The following is a 24,306-nucleotide window of genomic DNA, read 5'->3' as shown; positions in this document are numbered from 1 at the left end:
CGACGGTCTCAGTTCACAGCGGACGTCGCTTCGACATGGCGCGGCAGGGTGACTCGGATACGGGTGCCGCGCTGGCTTTGAACATCGGCCGGGCTGTCGATGGTGATTTGTCCATAATGCTCTTCAACGATGGAATAGACCAGTGCAAGGCCCAGTCCGGTGCCTTCGCCAGGATCCTTGGTGGTGAAGAAAGGTTCGAACAGTCGATCCATGATGTTCTGTGGGATGCCGCTGCCTTCGTCTTCGACGATCAGATCGATCGTGTGTTCGCTGGCTTCGCTCTTGACTCGTACCGCACTGCCGGCCGGTGAAGCGTCGCGGGCGTTGGACAACAGGTTGATCAGCACTTGGGCGAGTCGCTGGGGGTCGCCGTCGACCCAGTGATCCGGGTCGCACAGGTTGAAAAACTGCACTTCGAAATTGCGCCGGTTCAGGGCCAGCAGGCCAATGGCATCCTGGGCAACTTCGGCCAGGCACACGGGTTCGTCGTTGTGCTGGTGCCCGCCGGCATGGGCGAAACTCATCAGGGACTGGACAATGCGCGACACGCGGCGGGTCTGCTCAAGGATCTGGCTGCTGATTTCCGTCAGCTCGCTATCGTCCTCGCGCTCTTCGCGCAGGTTCTGCGCCAAGCAGGCGATGCCGGTGATCGGGTTGCCGATTTCGTGGGCCACCCCGGCGGCCAGCCGGCCGATGCTCGCCAGGCGTTCGGAGTGGACCAGCTTGTCTTCGAGCATCTGGGTGTCGGTCAGGTCTTCCACCAGCAGTACCAGGCCGCTGTTACCCGGCGCCAATGGCTCGTCGATCGCCGCTTTGTGCAGGTTCAGCCAGCGGGTCTGGCCGTCCAGGGCCAGGTGTTGCTTGTGCAGGTGCTCGTCCGGCAGGTCGATGAACCCTTGCAGCAAGCCTCTCCAGGGTTCGCCCAGGGTACTGAGGCGTGAACCGACCACGCGCTGGGCGGCGATCCCGGTCAGTTCTTCCATGGCCTTGTTCCACATCAGGATTTCCTGGTCCTTGGCCAGGGAACATACGCCCATTGGCAGTTCTTGCAGGGTCTGGCGGTGATATCGCCGCAAGGCGTCCAGTTCGGCGGCCAGGCCCGTCAGGCGCGAGTGGTAGTCTTCGAGGCGGCTTTCGATGAAGTGGATATCTTCGGTGACATAGTTTTCGCCGCCCGCCTTGTAGGGCAGGAATGTCTCGACCATGTCCTGGGCCACGCTGGGGCCCATCAGGCCGGACAGGTTGGCTTCGATGCGGTCGCGCAGGCGGCGCAGGGCATACGGGCGGCGTTCGTCGAAAGGCAGGTAGAGATCGCGCAGGGCCTGTTCGACTTCCTTTTGCGCGGCCTTGGCGCCCAGGGGCTTGGCCAGTTGCGTGGCGAACTCCTGGGGCGAAGCAGCGTGCAGTTCGCGACGTTGCGGACGACGCACATTGTCCACTGCGCAGGCTTCGGCGGCGCTGGCTTCTTCGCTGCTGGCGTTGGTGAACAGGGAAATCAGGGTGAACATCAGCACGTTCGCCGCCAGCGAGGCGATGGCCGCCATGTGCCAACTGGTGTCGTCGAGCACGTAGATCATGTTCAGAAGAGGGATGTAGAAACCCTCCAGATTGCCCAGCAGCGGCAACAGCATGGCGACCAGCCAGACCAGGATGCCCGCCAGCAGACCGGCGATAAAGCCGCGGCGGTTGGCGGTCGGCCAATACAGCACCGACAGCACCCCTGGCAGGAATTGCAGGGTGGCGACGAAGGCGACGATGCCCAGGTTCGCCAGGTCCTGTCCGTCCCCCAGCATCAGGTAGAACCCGTAGCCGGCCATGATGATCGCCACGATCAGCGCCCGCCGGGTCCATTTCAGCCAACGGTAGATGTTGCCCTCGGCCGGCGGCTGGTAGAGCGGCAGCACGAGGTGGTTGAGCGCCATCCCCGACAGCGCCAGGGTGGTCACGATGATCAGGCCGCTGGCCGCCGACAGGCCGCCGATGTAGGCCAGCAAGGCGAGGGCCGGGCTGTTGGCGGCGATGCCGATGCCCAGGGTGAAGTACTCCGGGTTGGTACTGGCGCCCAATTTCAACCCGGCCCACAGGATCAAAGGCACCGCCAGGCTCATCAGCAGCAGGAACAGCGGCAGGCCCCAGCTCGCGCTGACCAGCGAGCGCGGGTTGAGGTTTTCGGTAAAGGTCATGTGATACATGTGCGGCATTACGATCGCCGAGGCGAAGAACACCAGCAACAGCGTACGCCACGGACCTTCTTGCAGCGGCGTGTGCAGGGCGGCGAGGGCGGTCTGGTTTTGCAGCAGCCAAAGTTCGAGCTGTTGCGGGCCATTGAAGACACCGTACAGCGCATAGAGGCCAACGCCGCCGATGGCGATCAGCTTGATCACCGATTCGAAAGCGATGGCGAACACCAGGCCTTCGTGTTTCTCCCGGGTGGCGATGTGCCGGGAGCCGAAGAAGATGGTGAACAGGATGATCAGGACGCAGAAACTCAGCGCCACCCGGTGTTGCACCGGCTCATGGGTCAGAATGCTGATGGAGTCGGCCACGGCCTGCATTTGCAGAGCCAGCAGCGGCAGCACGCCCACCAGCATGAAGATCGTGGTCAGCGCCCCGGCCCAGGTGCTGCGGAAACGAAAGGCAAACAGGTCGGCCAGCGAAGAGAGCTGGTAGGTACGGGTGATTTTCAGGATCGGATACAGCAGCACCGGCGCCAGCAGGAATGCCCCTGATACACCGAGGTAACTGGACAGGAAACCATAGCCGTACTGGTAGGCCAGACCGACCGTACCGTAGAACGCCCACGCACTGGCATAAACGCCCAGCGACAGGGTGTAGGTCAGCGGATGGCGAATGATCGCCCGGGGGATCATGCCCCGTTCGCTGATCCAGGCCACGCCGAACAGTACCGCCAGGTAGACGGCGCTGATCAGGACCATCTGGGTCAGGCTAAAGCTCATCGGCATCTTTTTGGCTCTGCAGGATGAAGGTCACGACGATCAGGATCAGCCAGAGCAGATAAGGCCGATACCAGGCACCCGTGGCGTCGATCCACCAATCCATGATGGCGGGGGAGAACAGGTAGATCCCCACTACCAGGAGCAGGACCAAGCGATAGATGTACATCCCGGCCTCTCTTTTTTAAGCGCGTGCCCGAAAAACGTGCGGCGATGGTAACGGATGGGCGCCAAGCTGCAAGGGCCGTCAGCGTATTTGCGCTTCGGGCAGGGTCAGTGTGCGTGGAATGCTGGCTACATCCCAGTGCCGAATGCCCCAACTCAACAGTTCACGGGGGCTGGCATTGACCAGCTCGGGCCCCGGTTGCTGGCCCAGCGCCCGCAACGCCCGTAGCAGAAGCGGGGTCGCCTGGTCGGCGGCCAGCGGCGGCGAACGGTAGGATTTGCCGAGCTTGTGCCCGTCCGGTTGAGTGATCAGCGGCACATGCAAATAACGTGGTTGCGGCAAGCCGAGCAGTTCCTGCAGGTAAAGCTGGCGCGGGGTGGAGTCCAGCAGGTCGGCGCCACGCACGATGTCGGTCACCCCTTGCCAGGCGTCGTCCAGCACCACGGCCAATTGATAGGCATGGAGCCCGTCGCGACGACGGATCACGAAGTCGCCGACCTCGCGACCAAGGTGCTGGCGGAATGGGCCCTGTACCCGGTCGGTGAAAGGGTACTCGAGCTCGGGGACACGCAGGCGGATGGCAGCGTCCTGCATGTCGTGCCCGGCGTTGCGGCACAGCCCCGGATAAACGCCGTGGTAGGCCTCCAGCTGTTTGCGCGAGCAAGTACAGGCATAGGCCAGGCCTTGGCTGAACAGTCGGTTGATGACTTGATTGTAGGCGTCATGACGATCGCTCTGGCGAACCATTTCGCCGTCCCATTCGAAACCATACGCTTCCAGGGCCTTGAGAATCGCCGCTTGTGCGCCCGGTTCTTCCCGGGGCGGATCCAGGTCCTCCATGCGCAGCAGCCAGCGGCCACCCACGGCCCGGGCGTCCAGGTACGAAGCCAGCGCGGCGACCAGCGAGCCGAAATGCAGGTGGCCGCTGGGGGTGGGGGCGAAGCGGCCGATGTAGGTGCGGGTGCTCATGAGGAATGGCTACTGTTGTTTAAGTCTGGCACGGCCTTGTGGCGAGGGGATTTATCCCCGCTGGGCTGCAAAGCAGCCCCGGGATCTTGAAGGCTGTGCTCTCTGGATGGGGCCGCTTCGCGACCCAACGGGGATAAATCCCTTCGCCACAAAGGGTCTCACTGTCTGTGTTCATACCAGAAACAAAAAACGGAGCGTGTGGACGCTCCGTTTTTTGTTACAGCCCGGCGATTACTTGCCGACCTGTTTTTCCTTGATTTCGGCCAGGGTCTTGCAGTCGATGCACAGGTCGGCGGTCGGGCGGGCTTCCAGTCGGCGGATACCGATTTCGATGCCGCAGGATTCGCACCAGCCGTACTCTTCGTCTTCGATCAGTTGCAGCGTCTTGTCGATCTTCTTGATCAACTTGCGTTCACGGTCACGGGCACGCAGTTCGAGGCTAAATTCTTCTTCCTGGCTGGCACGGTCGGCCGGATCGGGGAAGTTGGCCGCTTCGTCTTTCATGTGGTCCACGGTGCGGTCGACTTCCTGCATCAAGTCCTGCTTCCACTTGTTCAGGATCCTGGTGAAGTGAGCACGCATGGGGGCGCCCATGTACTCTTCGCCCTCTTTAGGGACATAAGGCTCAAACCCGCTGAGCGACTGGTTTTGATTCTGCTTTGCTTGGGTGGGCATGAATGGACCGCCTCTACTCTTGTAATCCACTACGCAGGATTGCTCCATCACCGACACCTGCCGGCCCTGCGGCTGCAAGCGGGCGAACTTACCAGATCGAATCGGGCCGCGCTACTCCCGGTTGTCGAGCCTGCGGCGGGCGGGGCTTTGTGAGGCGCGGTCGGGTTCGCTCCGGTGGAACTGTCATCCTGCTCAATGCTTGATTCTAGTCAAGCCTGGGTCAATCGCCGGAGTCATTTCCTGCAATCCAACGGCTCAGACCCATTTGAATCGATGCTCGTTCCCGCACGCGTTTGCGAGTTGGGTAGAATCGGTTCTTTTTACGCGAAGGAAGGCCCATGGCTCAGCCCTACAGTGCGCGCAGCCGCGCCATCGAACCTTTCCATGTCATGGCGCTGCTGGCCCGCGCCAACGAACTGCAGGCCGCCGGGCACGACGTCATCCACCTGGAGATCGGCGAACCGGACTTCACCACGGCCGAGCCGATCATCCAGGCCGGCCAGGCCGCGCTGGCGGCGGGCAAGACCCGCTATACCGCAGCTCGCGGAATTCCCGAGCTACGCGAGGCCATCGCCGGTTTCTATGAGCAGCGCTACGGCGTGGCGATCGATCCGCGGCGCATCCTGGTCACTCCGGGCGGGTCCGGTGCGTTGTTGCTGGCCAGTGCCTTGCTGGTGGATCCGGGCAAGCATTGGCTGTTGGCCGACCCCGGTTACCCTTGCAATCGCCACTTCCTGCGGTTGGTGGAGGGCGCGGCGCAGCTGGTGCCGGTGGGCCCGGATGTGCGTTACCAGCTGACACCGGACCTGGTGAACCGTTACTGGGATCAGGACAGCGTTGGCGCATTGGTGGCTTCGCCGGCCAACCCCACCGGGACGATCCTCACCCGGGACGAGTTGGCCGGGCTGTCCACGGCCATCAAGGGGCACAACGGCCATCTGGTGGTGGACGAGATCTACCACGGCCTGACCTACGGCACCGATGCCGCCAGCGTGCTGGAAGTCGATGACGAGGCCTTTGTCCTGAACAGTTTTTCCAAGTATTTCGGCATGACCGGTTGGCGGCTGGGCTGGCTGGTGGCCCCTTCGGCTGCGGTCGCTGAGCTGGAAAAGCTGGCGCAGAACCTTTACATCAGTGCACCCAGCATGGCCCAGCATGCGGCGCTGGCCTGCTTCGAGCCGGCCACTATCGAGATTTTCGAGCAGCGTCGGGCCGAGTTCGCGTTGCGCCGCGACTTCCTGCTGCCGGCCTTGCGTGAGCTGGGTTTCGGCATTGCGGTCGAGCCGCAAGGTGCGTTTTACCTTTACGCTGATATCAGTGCGTTTGGTGGCGATGCGTTTGCCTTCTGCCAGCATTTCCTGGAAACCGAACACGTGGCGTTCACGCCAGGGCTGGACTTCGGGCGTCATCAGGCCGGGCATCACGTGCGTTTCGCCTATACCCAGAGCCTGCCACGGCTCCAGGAAGCGGTGGAGCGCATTGCCCGCGGGCTGCGGAGCTGGCAAGGCTGATGCGATTTTCTCCTGAGTTGGAAGCAGGTCGGCTGATCCGGCGCTACAAGCGTTTTCTCGCCGATATCGAAACCGTCGATGGCGAGCAACTGACCATTCACTGCCCGAACACCGGTTCGATGCTCAATTGCATGGCCGAAGGCGCGCGCGTCTGGTTCAGTCGCTCCAGCGACCCCAAGCGCAAGCTGCCCGGCACCTGGGAAATAGGCGAGACCCCTCACGGACGGCTGGCCTGCATCAATACGGCGCGGGCCAACGCGTTGATCGAAGAGGCGTTGCGCGCCGGGGTGATCACTGAGCTGAACGGCTTCACCGGCTTGAAGCGTGAGGTGGCCTATGGCGTGGAGAACAGCCGTATCGATTTTCGCCTGGATTACGATCACGGCTCGGCCTGGGTCGAGGTCAAGAGCGTCACGCTGGGCTTCGAGGGGACGAATGTCGCCGCGTTCCCCGATGCCGTGACCCAGCGCGGCGCCAGGCACCTGAGGGAGCTGGCCTGTCTGGCTCGACAAGGCGTGCGTGCGGTGCAGCTGTATTGCGTCAACCTGAGTGGCATCGACGCCGTGCGTCCCGCCGAGGAAATCGATCCGTTCTATGCGGCCGCGTTACGCGAGGCGGTGGCGGCAGGCGTGGAGGTGCTGGCCTATGGCGTCACGTTGACGCCCCAGCAGATGTGGGTAGACCGTGCGTTGCCGGTTCTGCTTGAGCCGCTACAGCTCAACCCAGATGCCTCGCTCGTCCTCCCGGCTCTCTAGGGCGGCCAGGAACTGACCGGCACAGGGGCCGGCCACGCACTCGCCGCTTTCGATGAGGAACAGCGCGCCATGGGTCGCGCATTGGATCAGGCTGGCACTGGCGTCGAGGAACTGGTCCGGTTGCCATTCCAGCGGCACGCCGCGATGAGGGCAGCGGTTGAGATAGACATACACCTGACCCGCACGACGCACGGCCAGCACCTTGCGCCCCTCGATGTCGAAACCGCGACTGCCGTTGTCAGGCAAATCTGTATTGGCACACAGAAATTTCATGTAGGTCCTCAATAGCCCGACGGCGGCGGGCTGTAGGGGGCCCGCTTGCATATCGGTTCTGGATGTCCACGCTTGACGGTCAAATGAAAACAATTATCAAATGGCTCCTCCTTCGCAGGTCGTCGAGGATACTTGGCATGGCGGGGCAATGCCCGCTCCTGTGAACAACTTCGTTTGAGGAAGCTGCCAGATGCGCCTGAATATCCGCGTAGTCGCACTTTGTGTCGCATTGCTGGCCAGCCAGCAGGTCGGCTCGACCGAGTTGCCGCAACGCTGGGTCAGTGCCGGTGGGGCATTGTCGGAATGGGTCAGTGCCCTGGGCGGGGAATCGAAGCTGGTAGGGGTTGACTCCACCAGCCAGCATCCTGAATCCCTGCGGGCCTTGCCCAGTATCGGCTATCAGCGACAACTGTCGGCGGAAGGTGTGCTGAGCCTGCGTCCGCAGATCCTGGTGGGCACCGAAGAAATGGGCCCGCCGCCGGTGTTGTCGCAGATTCGCAGTGCCGGGGTACAGGTGGAACTGTTCTCGGCCACGCCCGACTTATCGACGCTACAGGACAATCTAGCGCACCTGGGCCGCCTGCTGGGGGCTGACGCGAAGGCCGCGCAGTTGTTCGAGCATTTCCAACAGCAGCTCGTCCGGCAACAGGCGCGAGTGGCGCAAGCCCAGTTGAAGCGACAGGCGCCCGGCGTGTTGCTGGTGCTGGGGAATGCGGGCGGCAAGCCACTGATCGCAGGCAAAGACACAGCCGCCGATTGGCTGCTGCAACAGGCCGGTGGCCGCAATCTGGCGTCCCACAGTGGTTACAAACCTTTTTCCGTGGAAGCCCTGGCCGGATTGAATCCCGAGGTGCTGGTATTTGCCGACCGTGCCTTGAGTGGCGAAGCGGCCCGTGCGGCACTGTTCAAGGACAACCCGATTCTGGCCTCGACCAGAGCCGCCCGGGACGGGCGTGTCGTGGAACTTGATCCAACCTTGCTGGTGGGCGGTTTGGGGCCTCGCTTGCCCCAAAGCCTCGCGGCCCTGACGGCCCGGTTTTACCCGAATGAGACGGCCAATACGCCATGACGCCACTGGTCAAGCCGCGTACGTTGTTTATCGGCCTGGGGCTGCTGTGTCTGTTGGCGATCTGGTTGTCCCTGGCCCTGGGCCCGGTGAGCCTGCCCTTGCTCGATACTGCACGCGCGGCGTTACGCCTGTCGGGGTTGCCGGTGGCCGCCGACAATCTGGAGCAGGCTGAACTGATCCTTGGCCAGATACGTTTGCCGCGCACGCTGTTGGGCCTGGCAACAGGCGGCGTGCTGGCGTTGTCCGGCGTAGCGATGCAGGGGCTGTTTCGCAATCCGCTGGCGGATCCGGGCCTGGTGGGCGTTTCCAGCGGCGCTGCACTGGGCGCGGCGTTCGCCATCGTCGGCGGGGCCGCGTTGGGCGGGCTGCCCGAAGTGTTCGGCCCTTACCTGCTGTCGCTGTGTGCATTCCTTGGCGGGCTCGGGGTCACGGCGCTGGTCTATCGCCTGGGACGACGCAACGGCCAGACCCATGTCGCTACCATGCTCCTGGCCGGCATTGCTCTCACTGCATTGTCCGGGGCCGCGGTCGGCCTGTTCACCTATCTGGCGGATGACGCGACCCTGCGTACGCTGACGTTCTGGAACCTGGGCAGCCTCAACGGTGCCAGTTATGCGCGCTTATGGCCGTTGCTGCTGGTCAGCGCTGGTGTTTCGCTGTGGCTGCCACGGCGGGCGCGGGCCCTCAACGCGCTGTTGCTGGGTGAATCCGAGGCCGCGCATTTGGGGATCGATGTCGAACAGCTCAAGCGTGAACTGGTGTTTTGCACCGCCCTGGGTGTCGGCGCTGCGGTAGCGGCGGCGGGCATGATCGGCTTTGTCGGGCTGGTGGTGCCCCACCTGGTACGGCTGATGGCCGGTCCCGACCACCGCGTCCTGCTGCCAGCCTCTGTGTTGGCGGGGGCAAGCCTGCTGCTGTTCGCCGATCTGGTGGCGCGTCTGGCACTGGCCCCGGCGGAGCTGCCGATCGGCATTGTCACGGCGTTCATCGGAGCGCCGTTCTTTCTTTATTTATTGTTGCGAGGGCGTGCCTGATGTTGCGAGCGCAGAGCCTGCACATTCAGCGTGGTCGGAAAACGGTGCTGGCGGAGGTTGATCTGGCGCTCAATCCCGGCGAAGTACTCGGAGTGCTTGGACCCAATGGTGCCGGTAAAAGCACCTTGCTGGCGGGCCTGTGTGGTGAATTGCGCCCGACCCAGGGACAGGTCTGGCTCGATGAGAAACCCCTGGTCCAGTGGGACGGCACTCAACGTGCCCGTCGTCTTGCGGTATTGCCGCAGTCCTCGACCCTGGATTTTGCGTTTCGCGTGGAAGAAGTCGTCGGCATGGGGCGCCTGCCGCATCAAAGCGGTCGTGCACGAGATGAGCAAATCGTGACCTCGGCCCTGCAAGCCGCAGACGCTGCGCATCTGCAGGGTCGCAGTTACCTGGCGTTGTCGGGGGGCGAGCGTCAAAGAGTCCACTTGGCGCGGGTACTTGCGCAATTATGGCCGGGGGAAGCAGGACAGACCTTGCTGCTGGATGAGCCGACTTCAATGCTCGATCCGTTGCACCAACATACGATCCTGCAAGCGGTGCGTGATTTTGCAGATCGAGGCGGTGCCGTGCTGGTGATTCTGCATGACCTGAACCTGGCGGCGCGCTACTGTGATCGTCTGTTGTTGCTTGCCTCCGGCCGGCCGGTGGCCCTGGACACACCGCAACATGTGCTGCGCCCGGAACCGCTCAAGGCGGTATTCGGCCTTGAAGTGCTGGTGCAACCCCACCCGGAGCGCGGACATCCATTGATCATCGCCCGTTAAGGGCTCAATGAGGATGACGCTGTGCGCCTGATCCTGATCTTGTTCCTGAGCCTATTGACCGCTTGCCAGAGCTTCTCGCCGCCCCCGCTCAGCGGGCGTATTCGCGATTTGCACACCGGCAGCGCCGTCACGCCCCAGGCGCTGGTCGAGCAGTTGGCAAAGGCTCCACGGCTGATCGTGGGCGAACAACACGACAACCAGGATCATCACGCCTTGCAATTGTGGTTGCTCCAGGCCCTGGACGGGCAGCGGAGCCAGGGCAGTCTGTTGCTGGAAATGCTGACGCCGGAGCAGCAACCTCGGGTCGACGCGGTCCGCCGGTCACCGGTCTTGCCGCAGGATTTGCCTGCCGCCCTGGGTTGGTCGCCGGGTTGGGACTGGAACCTGTATGGGCCGGTTATCACATTTGCCCTGGTACAACCCTATCCGCTGCTGGCTGCCAACCTGGATACCGTCGAGATCCAGCGATTTTACCGGCAGTCATCGAGCCTGACGGGGGCTCGCTCCAATGCGGCGGCCGTGAAGGATCAACTGCTGGGGCAGATCAGGGATTCGCATTGTGGCCTGCTACCAGCGTCGAAAATGCCGGCCATGCTGGCCGTCCAGCAACAGCGTGATCGGCGGATGGCCGAGCGATTGCTGGAGGCGCCGAAGCCCGCCTTGTTGTTTGCTGGCGCCTGGCATGGACGCAAGGACGTTGGCGTGCCGCTGCATACATTGGATCTCGGTGCGTCAGAAGCGCCAAAGGTCCTGATGCTGGCGGAGGAGGGCAGCGAGGTAACGTCAGCCATGGCGGATTACGTGTGGTACACGCCAGCCAAGCCAGCGGTGGATTATTGCGCTCAGATGCGTGGGGGGTAGGGTGAGCACCGGTCCCGCGGGCAAAAAAAGACCCGGCAAAAGCCGGGTCGAATAACCGTGATTAGCCTGATGAGGAGATATCTGAGAGTCCGAACCAAGGGCTGTTCAAATATCGACCAGTCTCGCGACCGGATGTGGTAATCATAGCGATTCTCATTACCAAGTCAAACTTTCTTTTAACGAAACCTCGAAATACTCCAAGGCGGTCTGTCGCGCATCGTCAGGTAGCGGGTTTGGTCAGGCTTTGTGGCGCGTGGAAATGGCATCCAGCTGTTGATTCAGGGCTTCCTTGCGTTCGGCAGGGATGTCGTTCCAGTGCACATCCATCAAGGCGCCTTCGATGGCATATAGCAATACTTTCGATGCCCGGAATCCACGAGTACGCACGGCGCGATAGGCGTCGACCGCTCCGAGCCGACGCAGATCGGAAGCACTGTGGATGCCTACGGCGTGCAGCCACTGGGCCGATGTCTTGCCCAGGTTTTTCAGATGTTGCAATTCATCATTCATCGAGCCTCCTTGCGACGGCCGACTGTTGCAGTGGGCAAGCTTTTCAGGAGTGTAGCGCTCAGTAGGAAAAGCGTGATTCTTTGATCGGAATCGTCGCAAAAGCTTCTAAGGCATAACGCACGACACAGCGCGGCACACATCGGCATGCCCCTATCCAGCGCAAGCGGGGGCGCTGGAAACAGTGGTGCTCAGTCGTATCTACCCCACCAGCTGCCCCACCAGCGGAGCCATCAGCGGGTGCGATAACGCAACCGGGTGCCGAAGTTCATCGACATGAGGATTTCGTCGGCGGACAGTTCCGGCGGGAAATAAGCGCCGGATATCTGCGCGTGGGCCAGGCTCGCGCCTTCCAGTTTGGATTTGCGAAAATCGACGCCGCGCAAGTCGGCGGAGCGGAAGTACGCGTCGGTAAAGTCGACGTCGTCCACGTTCAGCTCCCGTAGATCCAGGCCACGGAAGTCGCCGCCACGCATGTCGACCGGGCCTTGGGGGCGCTCGCTGTTGAAGCCCGCGATGTCGTCTTTGCGCAGCAAGGCATAAAGCGGGGTATTGAGAAGCTTGGGATGGCTCATGTCATAGCACCTGTTGGTTTTATGACGCCAGTATAGTGCCACCAGTTGTCGGCCGTGAAGCCGGGCGTCGCTTCACGGCCTGATAGTGGTTTACAGGCCAGGGAGGCGCTGGCGAATCTGCGCGACGACCTCGTCGAGTGTCACGCTTTCATTGGTCTGGACCGGCTTGCTGCACAGAATTTCCTCCGGTGTCAGGGGTTCGCGGCTGGCCTGTTGGGCGGCGATCACGGCCAGGTTGGCGTCGGACGGGTCCTTACGGTCTGCCTGACGCTGTGCCAGGCGGCTTTCGATGACCGCTTGCGGTGCATCACAGTCCAGAATCAGGAACGGGGCGCCTGTCGCTTCGGCGATTTTCGCGGCCGCGTCGCGCTGGTCATGTTTGAGGTAGGTGGCATCGATGACCACCGCAAACCCTGCGCGCAGAATGGCGCCGGCGATTTCATGCAGGCGTGCATACGTGGCGCTGCTGGCGTTGCTGCTATAAATGCCGGCCTGTGGGTCGTTCGGCACCTGTTGCTCGCCGAACAGACGCTTGCGCTCTACATCCGAACGCAGGCGAATCGCGCCCAGCGCCTCCACCAGGCGCATCGCGACATGGCTTTTGCCCACCGCCGAAACACCATGGGTAATGGCCAGGAACGGTGAAGGGATGGTGCTGTAGCTTTCGGCCAGGTTGGCATAATTGCGGTATTGGCGCAGGGTAGTGGCTCGCTGCACTGGGTCGGCTTCGGCCGGCATGCTGAACAGCGCGACCTTTGCCCGGACCAGAGCACGGTAGGCCTTATAGAAGTTCAGCAGTTCCAGGCCCTGGTAATCGCCGGTCAGCTCCAGGTACTGGCTGACGAATCGCCGGGCCAACGATTTGAGACCGCGGTCCTCCAGGTCCATCGCCAGAAAACCGGTGTCGGCGTAAACGTCGGTGAAGCGGAACGGCTCGTTGAATTCAATGCAGTCGAAAATCACCACTTTGCCGTCGATCACGGTGGCGTTGCCCAGGTGGATGTCGCCGTGGCATTCACGGATGAAACCTTCGGCCTTGCGTTGGGCGAACAGTGGCTTGAGGCGTTCGAAGCTGCTTTCGGCCCACGCTTGCAACGCTTCGAGCTGAGCCAGGTCAGCTTTGTCACTGAGGAACGGGCGGATCTGTTCGAAGTTCTGCCGAACCGGTGCCATCACGCTGTCGGGAGTGCCGGCCTGGTTTTCGGCGGGGACCTTGGGCGTGGAAAGGTGGAAGCGGGCAATCTGCTCGGCCATCTCGTCGATGTGGGCAGTCGTCAGTTCGCCATTGGCCTGCAAGGTGCTGAGCAGTTGGCTCTGCGGGAACTGGCGCATCTTCAGGGCGTATTCGATGGCCGGGCCGTCACCGCCCAGCTGTGGGGCGTCGACGCTGCCGGTCACCGGCAGCACTTCCAGGTAAAGATCCTGGGTCAGGCGCTGGTTCAGGCGCAGTTCTTCACCGCAGAAATGCTTGCGGGCCTCGAGGTCGGTGAAGTCGAGGAAACCGAAGTTGACCGGCTTTTTGAACTTGTAGGCGTAAGGGCCGGTGAGCAAGACCCAGGAAATGTGGGTTTCGATGACCTGGAACCCTTCGACGGGGTGGGGGAAGAGGGCCGGGTTTTGCAGGGCAGCGATCAGGGACTGGCTCACAGGCGATCCTTCAGAGTCTGGAAAATTCAAGGCCGTCATTATGGCTGCAAGCGGCGCTAACGCAAACCGCAGGGGCTGACCGCTCCGTTCTGTCAGACCGTTTTGCAGGCTCATGTTGAACCGTCGCAAAGTGCGTATAATCCGCCGCCATGACTCGTACCCGATCCCCCCGTACCCCAAAGAAACCACCCGCCAGCCGCCTGCGGCCCTGGTTGGGCTGGGCCCTTAAACTGAGCCTGGTGGGCCTTGTCGTGCTCGTCGGTTTTGCCGTCTACCTCGATGCCATCGTCCAGGAAAAATTCTCCGGCAAACGCTGGATGATTCCGGCCAAGGTCTACGCACGTCCCCTGGAGCTGTTCGTCGGCCAGAAACTGAGCCGGGACGACTTCCTCACCGAGCTCGATGCCTTGGGCTACCGCCGCGAGAGCGTGGCCAACGGGCCGGGCGCCGCTTCCGTCAACGGCAATACCGTCGACCTCAATACCCGTGGCTTCCAGTTCTACGAAGGCATGGAGCAGGCGCAATCGGTGCGCGTGCGTTTTTCCGGCGATTATGTGGCTGCGCTGACTGGCGCCAAGAATACGAATCTCTCGGTGGTGCGCCTTGAGCCCCTGCTGATTGGTGGCCTGTACCCCAAGAATCTGGAAGACCGGATCCTGATCAAGATCGACCAGGTGCCACCGTTCCTGATCGACACGCTGATCGCCGTCGAGGACCGCGATTTCTATCACCACTTTGGCGTTTCGCCCAAGTCGATTGCCCGGGCTGTCTGGGTCAACACATCGTCAGGCCACATGCGCCAGGGCGGCAGTACCCTGACCCAACAATTGGTCAAGAATTTCTACCTGACCAACGAGCGCAGCCTCACCCGCAAGCTCACCGAAGCCATGATGGCGCTGCTGTTGGAGTTGCATTACGACAAGCAGGAGATCCTCGAGGCGTACCTCAATGAGGTGTTCATCGGCCAGGATGGCCAGCGGGCGGTGCACGGTTTCGGTCTCGCCAGCCAGTTCTTCTTCAGTCAGCCCCTGTCCGAGCTCAAGCTGCACCAGGTGGCATTGCTGGTGGGCATGGTCAAGGGGCCTTCTTCCTATAACCCGCGTCGCAACCCCGAGCGCGCCCTGGAGCGGCGCAACCTGGTGCTCGATCTGTTGCAGCAACAGGGCGTGGCGACGGCCGAGCAAGTCGAGGCGGCCAAGAAAATGCCATTGGGCGTGACCAAGCGCGGCAGCCTGGCGGATAGCTCGTTTCCCGGTTTCCTTGATCTGGTCAAACGTCAGTTGCGTGAGGACTACCGCGACGAAGACCTGACCGAAGAAGGCCTGCGGATTTTCACCAGTTTCGACCCGATCCTGCAGATGAAGGCCGAAGCGTCGGTCGAAGACACCTTCAAGCGATTGGGTGGGCGCAAGGGCGCGGACGAGGTCGAGGCCGCGATGGTAGTGACCAACCCCGAAACGGGTGAGGTGCAAGCCATGATCGGCAGTCGCCAGGCCAGCTTTGCCGGATTCAACCGGGCGCTGGATGCGGTGCGTCCGATTGGTTCGCTGATCAAGCCGGCGGTATACCTCACGGCTCTGGAAAAACCGAGCCAGTACACCTTGACCAGTTGGCTGTCCGACGAAGCGTTCTCAGTCAAGGGGGCAGACGGCCAGGTCTGGAAACCGCAGAACTATGACCGCCGTACTCACGGCACGGTGTTCCTGTACCAGGGTTTGGCGCATTCCTACAACCTGTCGACTGCGCGCCTTGGAATGGAAGTCGGTGTGCCGAATGTGCTCAAGACCCTGGCCCGCCTGGGTGTCAATCGCGAACTGCCGGCCTTCCCATCAATGTTGCTGGGCGCCGGCGGTCTTACGCCAATTGAAGTGGCGGCCATGTACCAGACGCTGGCCAATGGCGGCTTCAATACGCCGATGCGCGGTATCCGCAGCGTGCTCACCGCAGACGGCGAGCCACTCAAGCGTTATCCGTTCCAGATCCAGCAGCGCTTCGATCCGGCTTCCATTTATCTGATCCAGAACGCCATGCAACGTGTCATGCGTGAAGGCACCGGCAGTTCGGTTTATAACGTGTTGCCCCGGACTTTGACGTTGGCAGGCAAGACCGGTACCAGTAATGACTCGCGCGATAGCTGGTTCGCAGGTTTCAGCCAGGACCTGCTGGCTGTGGTCTGGCTTGGCCGTGATGACAATGGCAAGACGCCATTCACCGGGGCCACCGGCGCGTTGCAAGTCTGGACCAGCTTCATGCGCAAGGCCGATCCGTTGCCGCTGGACATGCCGCAACCGGACAACATCGTCCAGGCCTGGGTAGATTCCCATACCGGACAGGGCTCTGACGCCAATTGTCCGGGAGCGGTGCAGATGCCGTATATTCGCGGCAGCGAACCGCCACCCGGTGCCGCCTGTGGCAGTACGAATCCCGCCGAATCGGTGATGGATTGGGTCAAGGACTGGATGAATTAAGCAAAGAGGGTTTCAAGTGAACAAGTGGTTGATTCCAGCGGTGACTGCCGTGGCTTTGCTCAGCGGTTGCTCCACCGTGCAACGTGGTTCGATTCCGGTGGTGGATGCCGGCACGGCGGTTTCCAATAGCGAGCGGGTCTCCGCCAGCGGCGGTTTCCGCCAGACGACGATAAAGCGCCCGGCGCAGGGGCAGGCCCAGGCAATTCCTCAGGGTGATTCCGGCGTCGTGGTCATGGTACCGGGTGGCGGCGCCACTTCGGCTCCGATCAGTAGCCAGCCGATCACGCCAGGGCCGGTCACGTCGGGTCCGATTACGCCCGGACCTGTCAGTGGTTCGCCAATCGACCAGGGTAGCTACAGCATGCCGTCGACCCCCGGCAGCATTGCGCCGTCCAACAGCGGCGGTTTGTCTGCGGATGAACAACTGGACGGACCGGTATTGGCTCTCCTGACCACGGCGCAGCAACAACAGGCCGGTGGCGACCTCAACGGTGCTTCGTCGAGCCTGGAGCGTGCGCAGCGCGTTGCGCCTCGTGAGCCCCAGGTTCTCTATCGCCTGGCCCAGGTGCGTCTGGCCCAGGGCGATGCGCCACAAGCCGAGCAACTGGCCCGTCGTGGCCTGACATTCACCAGTGGCCGTCCGGCACTTCAGGCCAGCCTGTGGGAATTGATCGCCCAGGCTCGCGAGAAGCAGGGCGATTCCGCTGGCGCGGCGCTGGCCCGTCAGAAGGCCAAGGTTGCGCTCTGATGGACGTTCGTTTCCCTCGGATCGCCGATCAGTTGCTGCTGATCGAGCGAGAGCTACGGGTTCAGGGGTGGTGGAGCAGCGTTTCGCCTTCGGTCGAAGCGCTGGCCAGCGTCGAGCCGTTCGCGGTCGACACCCTCGATTTCGAGCAGTGGCTGCAGTGGATTTTCCTGCCACGGATGAAAAGCATCCTGGAAAACGATCTGCCGCTGCCCAATGCCTCGGGCATCCTGGCCATGGCCGAGATGGTCTATGCCCAGCGGCCAGGGCAGGGCATAGAACTGCAACGGTTGCTGGCGCAGTTCGACCAATTGATCGCAGAGGTCAGTTAACCGCCGTCACTGGCAGTGCTCTTCGATCTGCTTGCGCGTTTCATCGATACGCTGGCTCCGCTCTTCGTCCGTAAGACGGCGCATTTCCCCTTCTACCTCTTCGCGCAGCCTGGGATTGTTCTGCAGCTGCGCCAGGTTGGTCCGGGCCTGTTCGCAGAAGACCTTGAGCTGGGCTTCCTGCTCGGCGATCTGTTTCTTCACGTCCTGGTCGATGGCCTTCTGGTCGCCAATGGCGCCGCCGGAAGGGGGCGCTGGCGGTTTGCCGGCGGGCGGCGCAGCGGATTTGATCACGGTGGTGGCTTCCGTGCCTTGAGGAGGCTGGGAGCCGAAGTGGGTGACACCCTGGGCGTCCACCCACTTATAGACCTGGCCGGCCATGCACATCGGGCTCAGGCCGACCAGCAGGCCGGCGGTCAACAATAACGTTCGCATGCTGTTTCCTTGTCTTGGGTTGCGCAATTGAAGCTAACACAGTTGCCGTTTAAAGGTTTTTTCTTGCGTTCTCATGCGCTTACTTGAATAAAGCACATAGACGACTTGACTTGCAGAAGGCGAAACAGAAGAATCCAAAGTCCGCTGTAGAGGGACTGCCAGAAGCAGACCCACTCGGCAGATCATGAGGCGCATATCCGCGTCGACCTGTTACACCCGCAACGCGTTACCTCGCGCTGGGTGGGAAAGGCCCGCAACACTTGGGACGATCCCAATACTTGCTCAGTCAGTGCTGACGTAGTCGGCGACCACCGTCGCTCATGCTCTGCCGAGAAGTAAACCTATTAAGACCCGTCCCCTTTCCCGAGGGTCGGTATTCTGGCGTTTTAGAGGTGAACAACGTGGAGCTTTTATCTGGCGGTGAGATGCTCGTCCGCTTCTTGCGTGACGAAGGCGTCAAATATATCTATGGGTACCCGGGTGGTGCTCTTCTTCATGTCTACGATGCCCTGTTCAAAGAACCGGAAGTGACCCACATCCTGGTTCGTCACGAACAAGCAGCAACCCACATGGCTGACGGCTACGCCCGTGCCACCGGCAAGGCCGGCGTGGTACTGGTGACTTCCGGTCCTGGCGCCACAAACGCCATCACCGGTATCGCCACTGCCTACATGGACTCCATTCCGATGGTGATCATCTCCGGTCAGGTGCCCAGCACCATGGTCGGTACCGATGCGTTCCAGGAAACCGACATGATCGGTATCTCCCGGCCGATCGTGAAGCACAGTTTCATGATCAAGCACGCTTCGGAAATCCCGGAAGTCATGAAGAAGGCTTTCTATCTGGCCGAGTCCGGTCGTCCGGGCCCGGTGGTGGTCGATGTCCCGAAAGACATGACCAACCCGGCCGAGAAATTCGAATACGTCTTCCCCAAAAAAGCCAAGCTGCGTTCCTACAGTCCGGCCGTACGCGGCCACTCCGGGCAAATCCGCAAGGCGGCCGAAATGCTGCTGGCGGCCAAACGTCCCGTGCTGTATTCCGGTGGCGGCGTGATCCTCGGTGGTGGCTCCGCGCCGCTGACCGAACTGGCGAAGATGCTTAACCTGCCGGTTACCAATACGCTGATGGGCCTGGGTGCATTCCCGGGCACCGATCGTCAGTTCATCGGCATGCTCGGCATGCATGGCAGCTACACCGCCAACCTGGCGATGCACCATGCGGATGTGATCCTGGCCGTTGGCGCGCGTTTTGATGATCGGGTCATCAACGGTCCGGCGAAGTTCTGTCCGAACGCGAAGATCATCCATATCGACATCGACCCGGCGTCCATTTCCAAGACCATCAAGGCAGACGTGCCGATCGTTGGGCCAGTGGAAAGCGTATTGACCGAAATGGTCGCCATCCTCAAGGAAATCGGCGAGACCCCGAACAAGGAGGCCGTCGCCAGCTGGTGGAAGCAGGTTGACGAATGGCGTGGCGACCGTGGCCTGTTCCCTTATGACAAGGGCGATGGCAGCGTGATCAAGCCGCAGACCGTGATCGAGACCCTGTGCGAAGTGACCAAGGGCGACGCCTTCGTGACCTCCGACGTGGGCCAGCACCAGATGTTCGCCGCACAGTACTACAAGTTCAACAAGCCCAACCGCTGGATCAACTCCGGCGGCCTGGGCACCATGGGCTTCGGTTTCCCGGCGGCCATGGGCGTGAAGCTGAGCTTCCCGGATAGCGACGTCGCCTGTGTCACGGGCGAAGGCAGTATCCAGATGAATATCCAGGAGCTGTCCACCTGTATGCAGTACGGTTTGCCGGTGAAGATCGTCAACCTGAACAACGGCGTGCTGGGTATGGTTCGTCAATGGCAGGACATGAGCTACGGCAGCCGTCACTCGCATTCCTACATGGAGTCGCTGCCGGACTTCGTCAAGCTGGTCGAAGCCTATGGTCACGTGGGGATCCGCATCACCGACCTGAAGGACTTGAAGTCCGGGCTTGAAGAAGCCTTCGCCATGAAGGACCGCCTGGTGTTCCTCGATATCCAGGTGGACACCAGCGAACACGTCTACCCGATGCAGATCAAAGACGGTTCCATGCGCGATATGTGGCTGAGCAAGACGGAGCGTACCTAATCATGCGACATATTATTTCCCTGCTTCTGGAAAACGAACCGGGTGCTCTGTCTCGTGTAGTGGGCCTGTTCTCGCAGCGCAACTACAACATCGAAAGCCTGACCGTGGCGCCAACCGAAGACCCGACTCTGTCGCGTCTGACGCTGACCACCGTGGGCCACGATGAAATCATCGAGCAGATCACCAAGAACCTGAACAAGCTGATCGAGGTAGTCAAGCTCGTGGATCTGTCGGAAAGTGCTCACATCGAGCGCGAACTGATGCTGGTCAAGGTCAAGGCCACCGGCGCGCAGCGCGCCGAGATCAAACGCACCACCGATATTTATCGTGGGCAGATCGTCGATGTCAGCGCCAGCGTCTATACCGTTCAGTTGACCGGTACCAGCGACAAGCTCGACAGCTTCATTCAGTCGATCGGCACTGCCTCGATTCTGGAAACCGTACGCAGTGGCGTCACCGGGATTGCCCGTGGCGACAAAGTGCTGAGCATCTAAACCAAATTAGCGAATGGCCTGAATGGCCGGATAGAGAGGAAATTCATGAAAGTTTTCTACGATAAAGATTGCGACCTGTCGATCATCCAGGGCAAGAAAGTCGCCATCATTGGTTACGGTTCCCAGGGTCACGCCCAGGCGTGCAACCTGAAAGACAGCGGCGTCGACGTAACCGTCGGTCTGCGCAAAGGCTCGGCTACCGTCGCCAAGGCAGAAGCCCATGGTCTGAAAGTGGCTGACGTGGCGACTGCTGTTGCCGCCGCCGACCTGGTCATGATTCTGACCCCGGATGAATTCCAGGGCGCGCTGTACAAGAACGAAATCGAACCGAACATCAAGAAGGGCGCTACTCTGGCCTTTTCCCACGGCTTCTCGATCCACTACAACCAGGTCGTGCCGCGTGCTGACCTCGACGTGATCATGATCGCGCCGAAGGCTCCGGGCCACACCGTGCGTTCCGAATTCGTCAAGGGCGGTGGTATCCCTGACCTGATCGCCATCTACCAGGACGCTTCGGGCAACGCCAAGAACGTGGCCCTGTCCTACGCTGCCGGCGTTGGCGGTGGTCGTACCGGCATCATCGAAACCACCTTCAAGGACGAGACTGAAACCGACCTGTTCGGTGAGCAAGCCGTTCTGTGCGGCGGTACCGTCGAGCTGGTCAAGGCCGGTTTCGAAACCCTGGTGGAAGCGGGCTATGCTCCAGAAATGGCCTACTTCGAGTGCCTGCACGAGCTGAAGCTGATCGTTGACCTCATGTACGAAGGCGGCATCGCCAACATGAACTACTCGATCTCCAACAACGCCGAGTACGGTGAGTACGTGACCGGTCCGGAAGTGATCAACGCCGAGTCCCGTCAGGCCATGCGCAATGCCCTGAAACGTATTCAGGACGGCGAATACGCCAAGATGTTCATCAGCGAAGGTGCCACCGGCTACCCTTCGATGACCGCCAAGCGTCGCAACAACGCTGCCCACGGTATCGAAATCATCGGCGAGCAACTGCGCTCGATGATGCCTTGGATCAGCGCCAACAAGATCGTCGACAAAACCAAGAACTGAGTCGCGAGCTTGATCGGAAAACGCGGCTTCGGCCGCGTTTTTTCGTTTGAGCGACGGCTTCTGGTATAAAGCTGCATCGTTTGCGGCCGAACCGTCGTCCCAGACACCTGTCGAAATTTTTCACACCGTTGCAAGGTACTGTCCATGAGCGAACGTCCCGACGAGCCAAACCAGGCTCCTGACGCCGAAAGCATGCTGCCCATCGATGAGCACGTCGAAGAAGGTCATGACGCTGAAGGCCGCAAGGTCCGGCATCGTGGCATTTATCTGCTGCCAAATCTGTTCACCACCGCAAACCTGTTCGCCGGTTTCTATTCCATCATCAGTTCCATGAGCGCCCAGGCTGCATTGAGCGCTGGCGATAGTGCCGGGGCGAGTCGTTATTTTGCCTTCGCCGCCATTGCTATCTTTGTCGCCATGGTGCTCGACGGCCTGGACGGGCGGGTGGCGCGCATGACCAATACCCAGAGCGCGTTCGGCGCTGAGTATGATTCGCTGTCCGACATGGTTGCCTTTGGCGTGGCCCCGGCATTGTTGGCGTTTGGTTGGGCGCTGGGAGACATGGGCAAGGTTGGCTGGATGGTCGCCTTCATTTATGTGGCGGGCGCCGCGTTGCGTCTGGCGCGTTTCAATACCCAGGTCGGCAAGGCTGACAAACGCTATTTCATCGGCCTGGCCAGTCCGGCTGCGGCAGGTGTCGTGGCTGGGGTTGTCTGGGCGTTCAGCGACTATGGCATCCAGGGGTCGAAAATGTCTTTCCTGGTGGCTTTGCTCGTAGCAGCAGCCGGTATGCTGATGGTCAGCAACATCAAGTACAACAGTTTCAAGGAGCTGGATCTGAAAGGGCGCGTGCCGTTCGTTGCGATTCTGGCGGTGGTACTGGTCTTCGCGGTGGTTTTCAGTGATCCGCCACGGATCCTGCTGCTGGTGTTCCTCGCGTATGCCGCTTCCGGGCCGGTGCAGTACCTGTTGCGCCTTCGCCGACGCTAAACGTTGCCTTAATGTAATTTCCCCCATACTCCGCAGTCTATTGGTGCATCTGCCCTCCAATGCTGCGGAGTCGTCATGTTGATCAAGATCCCCAAGTCGTCCGATTGCCGTGAATCGGACGTCACCCCTGAATCCCTCTACCTGTCCCGTCGTCAAATGTTGGGGGCAACCATGGTGGCTGGCCTTGCCATGGGTGGCCTGCCACACTGGGCATATGCTGCCGACGCCGCACGTTATCCCGATGTAGAGCCCGGCAAGGCACCGTCCTGGTTCGCCGATAAACTGCCGTCTACCCAGTGGGGGGCGGTCGTCGTCAAGGATGAGTCGGTGACGCCGTTCAAGGACGCGACCCATTACAACAACTTTTATGAGTTCGGGGCCGACAAGGGAGATCCGGCTGCCAATGCGGGCTCCTTGAAAACCGAGCCCTGGAGCGTTGTGGTGGACGGCGAGGTGGGTAAGCCGGGGCGTTATGCTCTGGAGGACTTCATGAAACCTTACCAACTGGAGGAGCGGATTTATCGCTTGCGCTGTGTTGAGGCGTGGTCGATGGTCATTCCCTGGATCGGTTTCCCCATCTCTGCCTTGCTCAAGCAGGTTGAGCCGACCTCCAAGGCCAGGTACATACGCTTTGAAACACTGCAGGACCCCAAGGTCATGCCCGGGCAGCGTTCTGGCTTTGCCTTGATCGACTGGCCCTATGTCGAGGGACTGCGGCTGGACGAGGCAATGAATCCGCTGGCCATCCTCGCGGTTGGCATGTATGGACGCGAGTTGCCGAACCAGAACGGCGCGCCATTGCGGTTGGTGGTGCCATGGAAATACGGTTTCAAAAGTGTGAAATCCATTGTGCGTATCAGCCTGGTCAGCGAACAGCCCAAAACGACATGGCAAAGCATCGCGCCAGATGAGTACGGCTTCTATGCGAACGTCAATCCGACGGTGGATCATCCGCGCTGGACGCAAGCCCATGAGCGTCGTTTGCCGAGCGGGCTATTCAGTCCCAACGTGCGCGATACCTTGATGTTCAATGGTTATCAGGACGAGGTCGCTTCTCTTTATGCGGGGATGGATTTGAGGAAGGACTACTGATGCGTTTTCCGCTGTGGCGAATCGGCATTTTCGTGGCAACGGCTGTCTGGCCGTTGTTATGGCTTTATCAGGCGCTGATGAATGCGTTGGGTCCTGACCCTGGCAAAGTGTTGGTGGACAGGCTTGGTTTGGGGGCGCTTATTCTTTTGCTGCTTACCTTGAGCATGACGCCGCTGCAGAAATTGACGGGGTGGGCAGGGTGGATCTCTTTCCGGCGTCAACTGGGCTTGTGGTGCTTTACCTATGTGGTGTTGCACCTGTCCAGCTATCTGGCTTTCATCCTTGGTTTCGACTGGTCGCAGTTGGGGATCGAGTTGAGCAAGCGGCCTTACATCATCGTCGGTGTGCTTGGCTTTCTCGGCTTATTGCCCTTGGCGCTTACCTCCAACCGTTATAGTCAACGGCGATTGGGTGCACGCTGGAAAAAGTTGCATCGTTTGGTCTATCCGATACTCGGGCTTGGATTGCTACATATGCTGTGGATCGTACGGGCGGATCTTCAGGAATGGGCTATCTATGCTGGCATAGGCGTCTTACTGCTGGTGCTGAGAGTCCCGCCGGTGATGCGTCGGATCCCGCGTCTAATGGGACGCAAGGTTCCTTTTTCAACAAAAGCATAATTAAGGGTTGACGGCAGATTCTGAGTCTCTATAATTCGCCCCACTTCCGGCGCAGTCGAAACGGTAAACTCCTTGAAATTCAATGAGTTAAGTAAGTTTCGGTGAAGCGGGGCTTCAGGTCATCGAAGCACGGAAGGAGTCGCTAGAGCCGTTCTTGGGCTCAGTTGACGGTTCGATCTTCT

Annotated in this window: 24 protein-coding genes; 15 read left to right on the top strand and 9 right to left on the bottom strand. The window is 60.9% G+C overall.

Features of this window, described 5'->3' with window-relative positions; all coding sequences use genetic code 11:
- Positions 1-8: 8 nt before the first annotated feature.
- The 4 genes from EGM97_RS20475 to dksA form a co-directional block, all read right to left on the bottom strand.
- The gene (locus EGM97_RS20475) at positions 9-2,963 is read right to left on the bottom strand and encodes a sensor histidine kinase (RefSeq protein ID WP_172679638.1); all 2,955 of its coding nucleotides are present in this window, start codon (positions 2,961-2,963) and stop codon (positions 9-11) included.
- Positions 2,947-3,123 (bottom strand): hypothetical protein, encoded by a 177-nt coding sequence (locus tag EGM97_RS20470; RefSeq protein WP_003176118.1) that lies wholly within the window; start codon positions 3,121-3,123, stop codon positions 2,947-2,949. Before EGM97_RS20470 ends, EGM97_RS20475 begins: the two co-directional genes overlap by 17 nt.
- A 78-nt stretch (positions 3,124-3,201) precedes the next feature.
- A complete protein-coding gene (gene gluQRS / locus EGM97_RS20465) occupies positions 3,202-4,089 on the bottom strand; it encodes a tRNA glutamyl-Q(34) synthetase GluQRS (RefSeq protein ID WP_238964015.1) in 888 nt (295 codons plus the stop codon).
- A gap of 231 nt (positions 4,090-4,320) precedes the next feature.
- Entirely contained in the window at positions 4,321-4,764 is a 444-nt protein-coding gene (gene dksA, locus EGM97_RS20460; protein ID WP_072398641.1) for an RNA polymerase-binding protein DksA, read from the bottom strand.
- Between the two features lie 338 nt (positions 4,765-5,102).
- Here dksA and EGM97_RS20455 point away from each other — a divergent pair, with 338 nt between their 5' ends.
- A complete protein-coding gene (locus EGM97_RS20455) occupies positions 5,103-6,275 on the top strand; it encodes a pyridoxal phosphate-dependent aminotransferase (RefSeq protein WP_238964017.1) in 1,173 nt (390 codons plus the stop codon).
- Positions 6,275-7,030: a DNA/RNA nuclease SfsA gene (sfsA, locus tag EGM97_RS20450; RefSeq protein WP_238964019.1), complete on the top strand. Its 756-nt coding sequence runs from the start codon at positions 6,275-6,277 to the stop codon at positions 7,028-7,030. Before EGM97_RS20455 ends, sfsA begins: the two co-directional genes overlap by 1 nt.
- Here the strand turns inward: sfsA and EGM97_RS20445 are convergent.
- Positions 6,986-7,303 (bottom strand): Rieske (2Fe-2S) protein, encoded by a 318-nt coding sequence (locus EGM97_RS20445; RefSeq protein WP_238964020.1) that lies wholly within the window; start codon positions 7,301-7,303, stop codon positions 6,986-6,988. The two genes, sfsA and EGM97_RS20445, sit on opposite strands and share 45 nt — an antisense overlap.
- 190 nt (positions 7,304-7,493) lie before the next feature.
- Between EGM97_RS20445 and EGM97_RS20440 the strand changes: the two genes are divergently transcribed.
- The 4 genes from EGM97_RS20440 to EGM97_RS20425 are packed head-to-tail and all read left to right on the top strand — an operon-like array spanning position 7,494 to position 11,034.
- Entirely contained in the window at positions 7,494-8,372 is an 879-nt protein-coding gene (locus tag EGM97_RS20440) for a heme/hemin ABC transporter substrate-binding protein (protein ID WP_238964022.1), read from the top strand.
- A 50-nt stretch (positions 8,373-8,422) separates the two neighbouring features.
- Positions 8,423-9,406: a FecCD family ABC transporter permease gene (locus EGM97_RS20435; RefSeq protein WP_238964062.1), complete on the top strand. Its 984-nt coding sequence runs from the start codon at positions 8,423-8,425 to the stop codon at positions 9,404-9,406.
- Entirely contained in the window at positions 9,406-10,173 is a 768-nt protein-coding gene (locus tag EGM97_RS20430; protein ID WP_238964024.1) for a heme ABC transporter ATP-binding protein, read from the top strand. The genes EGM97_RS20435 and EGM97_RS20430 overlap by 1 nt, the downstream gene beginning before the upstream one ends.
- A gap of 21 nt (positions 10,174-10,194) precedes the next feature.
- Entirely contained in the window at positions 10,195-11,034 is an 840-nt protein-coding gene (locus tag EGM97_RS20425; RefSeq protein WP_238964032.1) for a ChaN family lipoprotein, read from the top strand.
- Positions 11,035-11,271: 237 nt separating this feature from the next.
- Here the strand turns inward: EGM97_RS20425 and EGM97_RS20420 are convergent, their stop codons facing one another.
- From EGM97_RS20420 to EGM97_RS20410, 3 genes are all read right to left on the bottom strand, one after another.
- Positions 11,272-11,544: a TfoX/Sxy family protein gene (locus EGM97_RS20420; protein ID WP_072398649.1), complete on the bottom strand. Its 273-nt coding sequence runs from the start codon at positions 11,542-11,544 to the stop codon at positions 11,272-11,274.
- 230 nt (positions 11,545-11,774) lie between these two features.
- On the bottom strand, positions 11,775-12,116 hold the full coding sequence (locus tag EGM97_RS20415; protein WP_053153470.1) for a pentapeptide repeat-containing protein: 342 nt from the start codon (positions 12,114-12,116) through the stop codon (positions 11,775-11,777).
- A gap of 90 nt (positions 12,117-12,206) precedes the next feature.
- Positions 12,207-13,763: a bifunctional aminoglycoside phosphotransferase/ATP-binding protein gene (locus EGM97_RS20410; protein ID WP_238964034.1), complete on the bottom strand. Its 1,557-nt coding sequence runs from the start codon at positions 13,761-13,763 to the stop codon at positions 12,207-12,209.
- A 149-nt stretch (positions 13,764-13,912) separates the two neighbouring features.
- Between EGM97_RS20410 and mrcB the strand changes: the two genes are divergently transcribed.
- Genes mrcB through EGM97_RS20395 form a run of 3 tightly spaced genes read left to right on the top strand, consistent with a single transcriptional unit; the run spans position 13,913 to position 17,308 of the window.
- On the top strand, positions 13,913-16,231 hold the full coding sequence (gene mrcB / locus EGM97_RS20405) for a penicillin-binding protein 1B (RefSeq protein ID WP_238964037.1): 2,319 nt from the start codon (positions 13,913-13,915) through the stop codon (positions 16,229-16,231).
- Between the two features lie 16 nt (positions 16,232-16,247).
- Positions 16,248-16,979 carry a tetratricopeptide repeat protein gene (locus tag EGM97_RS20400; RefSeq protein WP_238964039.1) on the top strand — a complete coding sequence of 244 codons (732 nt, stop codon included), beginning with the start codon at positions 16,248-16,250 and terminating at the stop codon, positions 16,977-16,979.
- Positions 16,979-17,308, top strand: coding sequence for a YqcC family protein (locus EGM97_RS20395; protein ID WP_238964042.1), 330 nt, complete (start codon positions 16,979-16,981; stop codon positions 17,306-17,308). The genes EGM97_RS20400 and EGM97_RS20395 overlap by 1 nt, the downstream gene beginning before the upstream one ends.
- Before the next feature lie 6 nt (positions 17,309-17,314).
- On the opposite strand, the gene EGM97_RS20390 is transcribed toward EGM97_RS20395, so the two are convergent.
- Positions 17,315-17,740, bottom strand: coding sequence for a DUF4124 domain-containing protein (locus EGM97_RS20390; RefSeq protein ID WP_238964045.1), 426 nt, complete (start codon positions 17,738-17,740; stop codon positions 17,315-17,317).
- 401 nt (positions 17,741-18,141) lie between these two features.
- Here EGM97_RS20390 and EGM97_RS20385 point away from each other — a divergent pair, with 401 nt between their 5' ends.
- From EGM97_RS20385 to msrQ, 6 genes are all read left to right on the top strand, one after another.
- Positions 18,142-19,866, top strand: coding sequence for an acetolactate synthase 3 large subunit (locus EGM97_RS20385; protein WP_238964046.1), 1,725 nt, complete (start codon positions 18,142-18,144; stop codon positions 19,864-19,866).
- Between the two features lie 2 nt (positions 19,867-19,868).
- A complete protein-coding gene (gene ilvN, locus EGM97_RS20380) occupies positions 19,869-20,360 on the top strand; it encodes an acetolactate synthase small subunit (RefSeq protein WP_003205610.1) in 492 nt (163 codons plus the stop codon).
- 45 nt (positions 20,361-20,405) lie between these two features.
- Positions 20,406-21,422 carry a ketol-acid reductoisomerase gene (gene ilvC / locus EGM97_RS20375; RefSeq protein WP_022641000.1) on the top strand — a complete coding sequence of 339 codons (1,017 nt, stop codon included), beginning with the start codon at positions 20,406-20,408 and terminating at the stop codon, positions 21,420-21,422.
- Positions 21,423-21,566: 144 nt separating this feature from the next.
- A complete protein-coding gene (pssA, locus tag EGM97_RS20370) occupies positions 21,567-22,412 on the top strand; it encodes a CDP-diacylglycerol--serine O-phosphatidyltransferase (protein WP_053153452.1) in 846 nt (281 codons plus the stop codon).
- A gap of 75 nt (positions 22,413-22,487) precedes the next feature.
- Positions 22,488-23,504, top strand: a complete 1,017-nt coding sequence (gene msrP, locus EGM97_RS20365; RefSeq protein ID WP_238964056.1) for a protein-methionine-sulfoxide reductase catalytic subunit MsrP — start codon at positions 22,488-22,490, stop codon at positions 23,502-23,504.
- The gene (gene msrQ / locus EGM97_RS20360; RefSeq protein WP_238964058.1) at positions 23,504-24,124 is read left to right on the top strand and encodes a protein-methionine-sulfoxide reductase heme-binding subunit MsrQ; all 621 of its coding nucleotides are present in this window, start codon (positions 23,504-23,506) and stop codon (positions 24,122-24,124) included. The genes msrP and msrQ overlap by 1 nt, the downstream gene beginning before the upstream one ends.
- The last annotated feature ends 182 nt before the right edge of the window (positions 24,125-24,306 follow it).

This window comes from Pseudomonas sp. AF32 (assembly GCF_022342325.2).
In the GTDB taxonomy this organism is placed as follows: Bacteria; Pseudomonadota; Gammaproteobacteria; order Pseudomonadales; family Pseudomonadaceae; genus Aquipseudomonas; species Aquipseudomonas uvaldensis.
The sequence above is the reverse complement of the archived record's forward strand: the minus strand, read 5'-3'. Positions and strand labels throughout refer to the sequence as shown.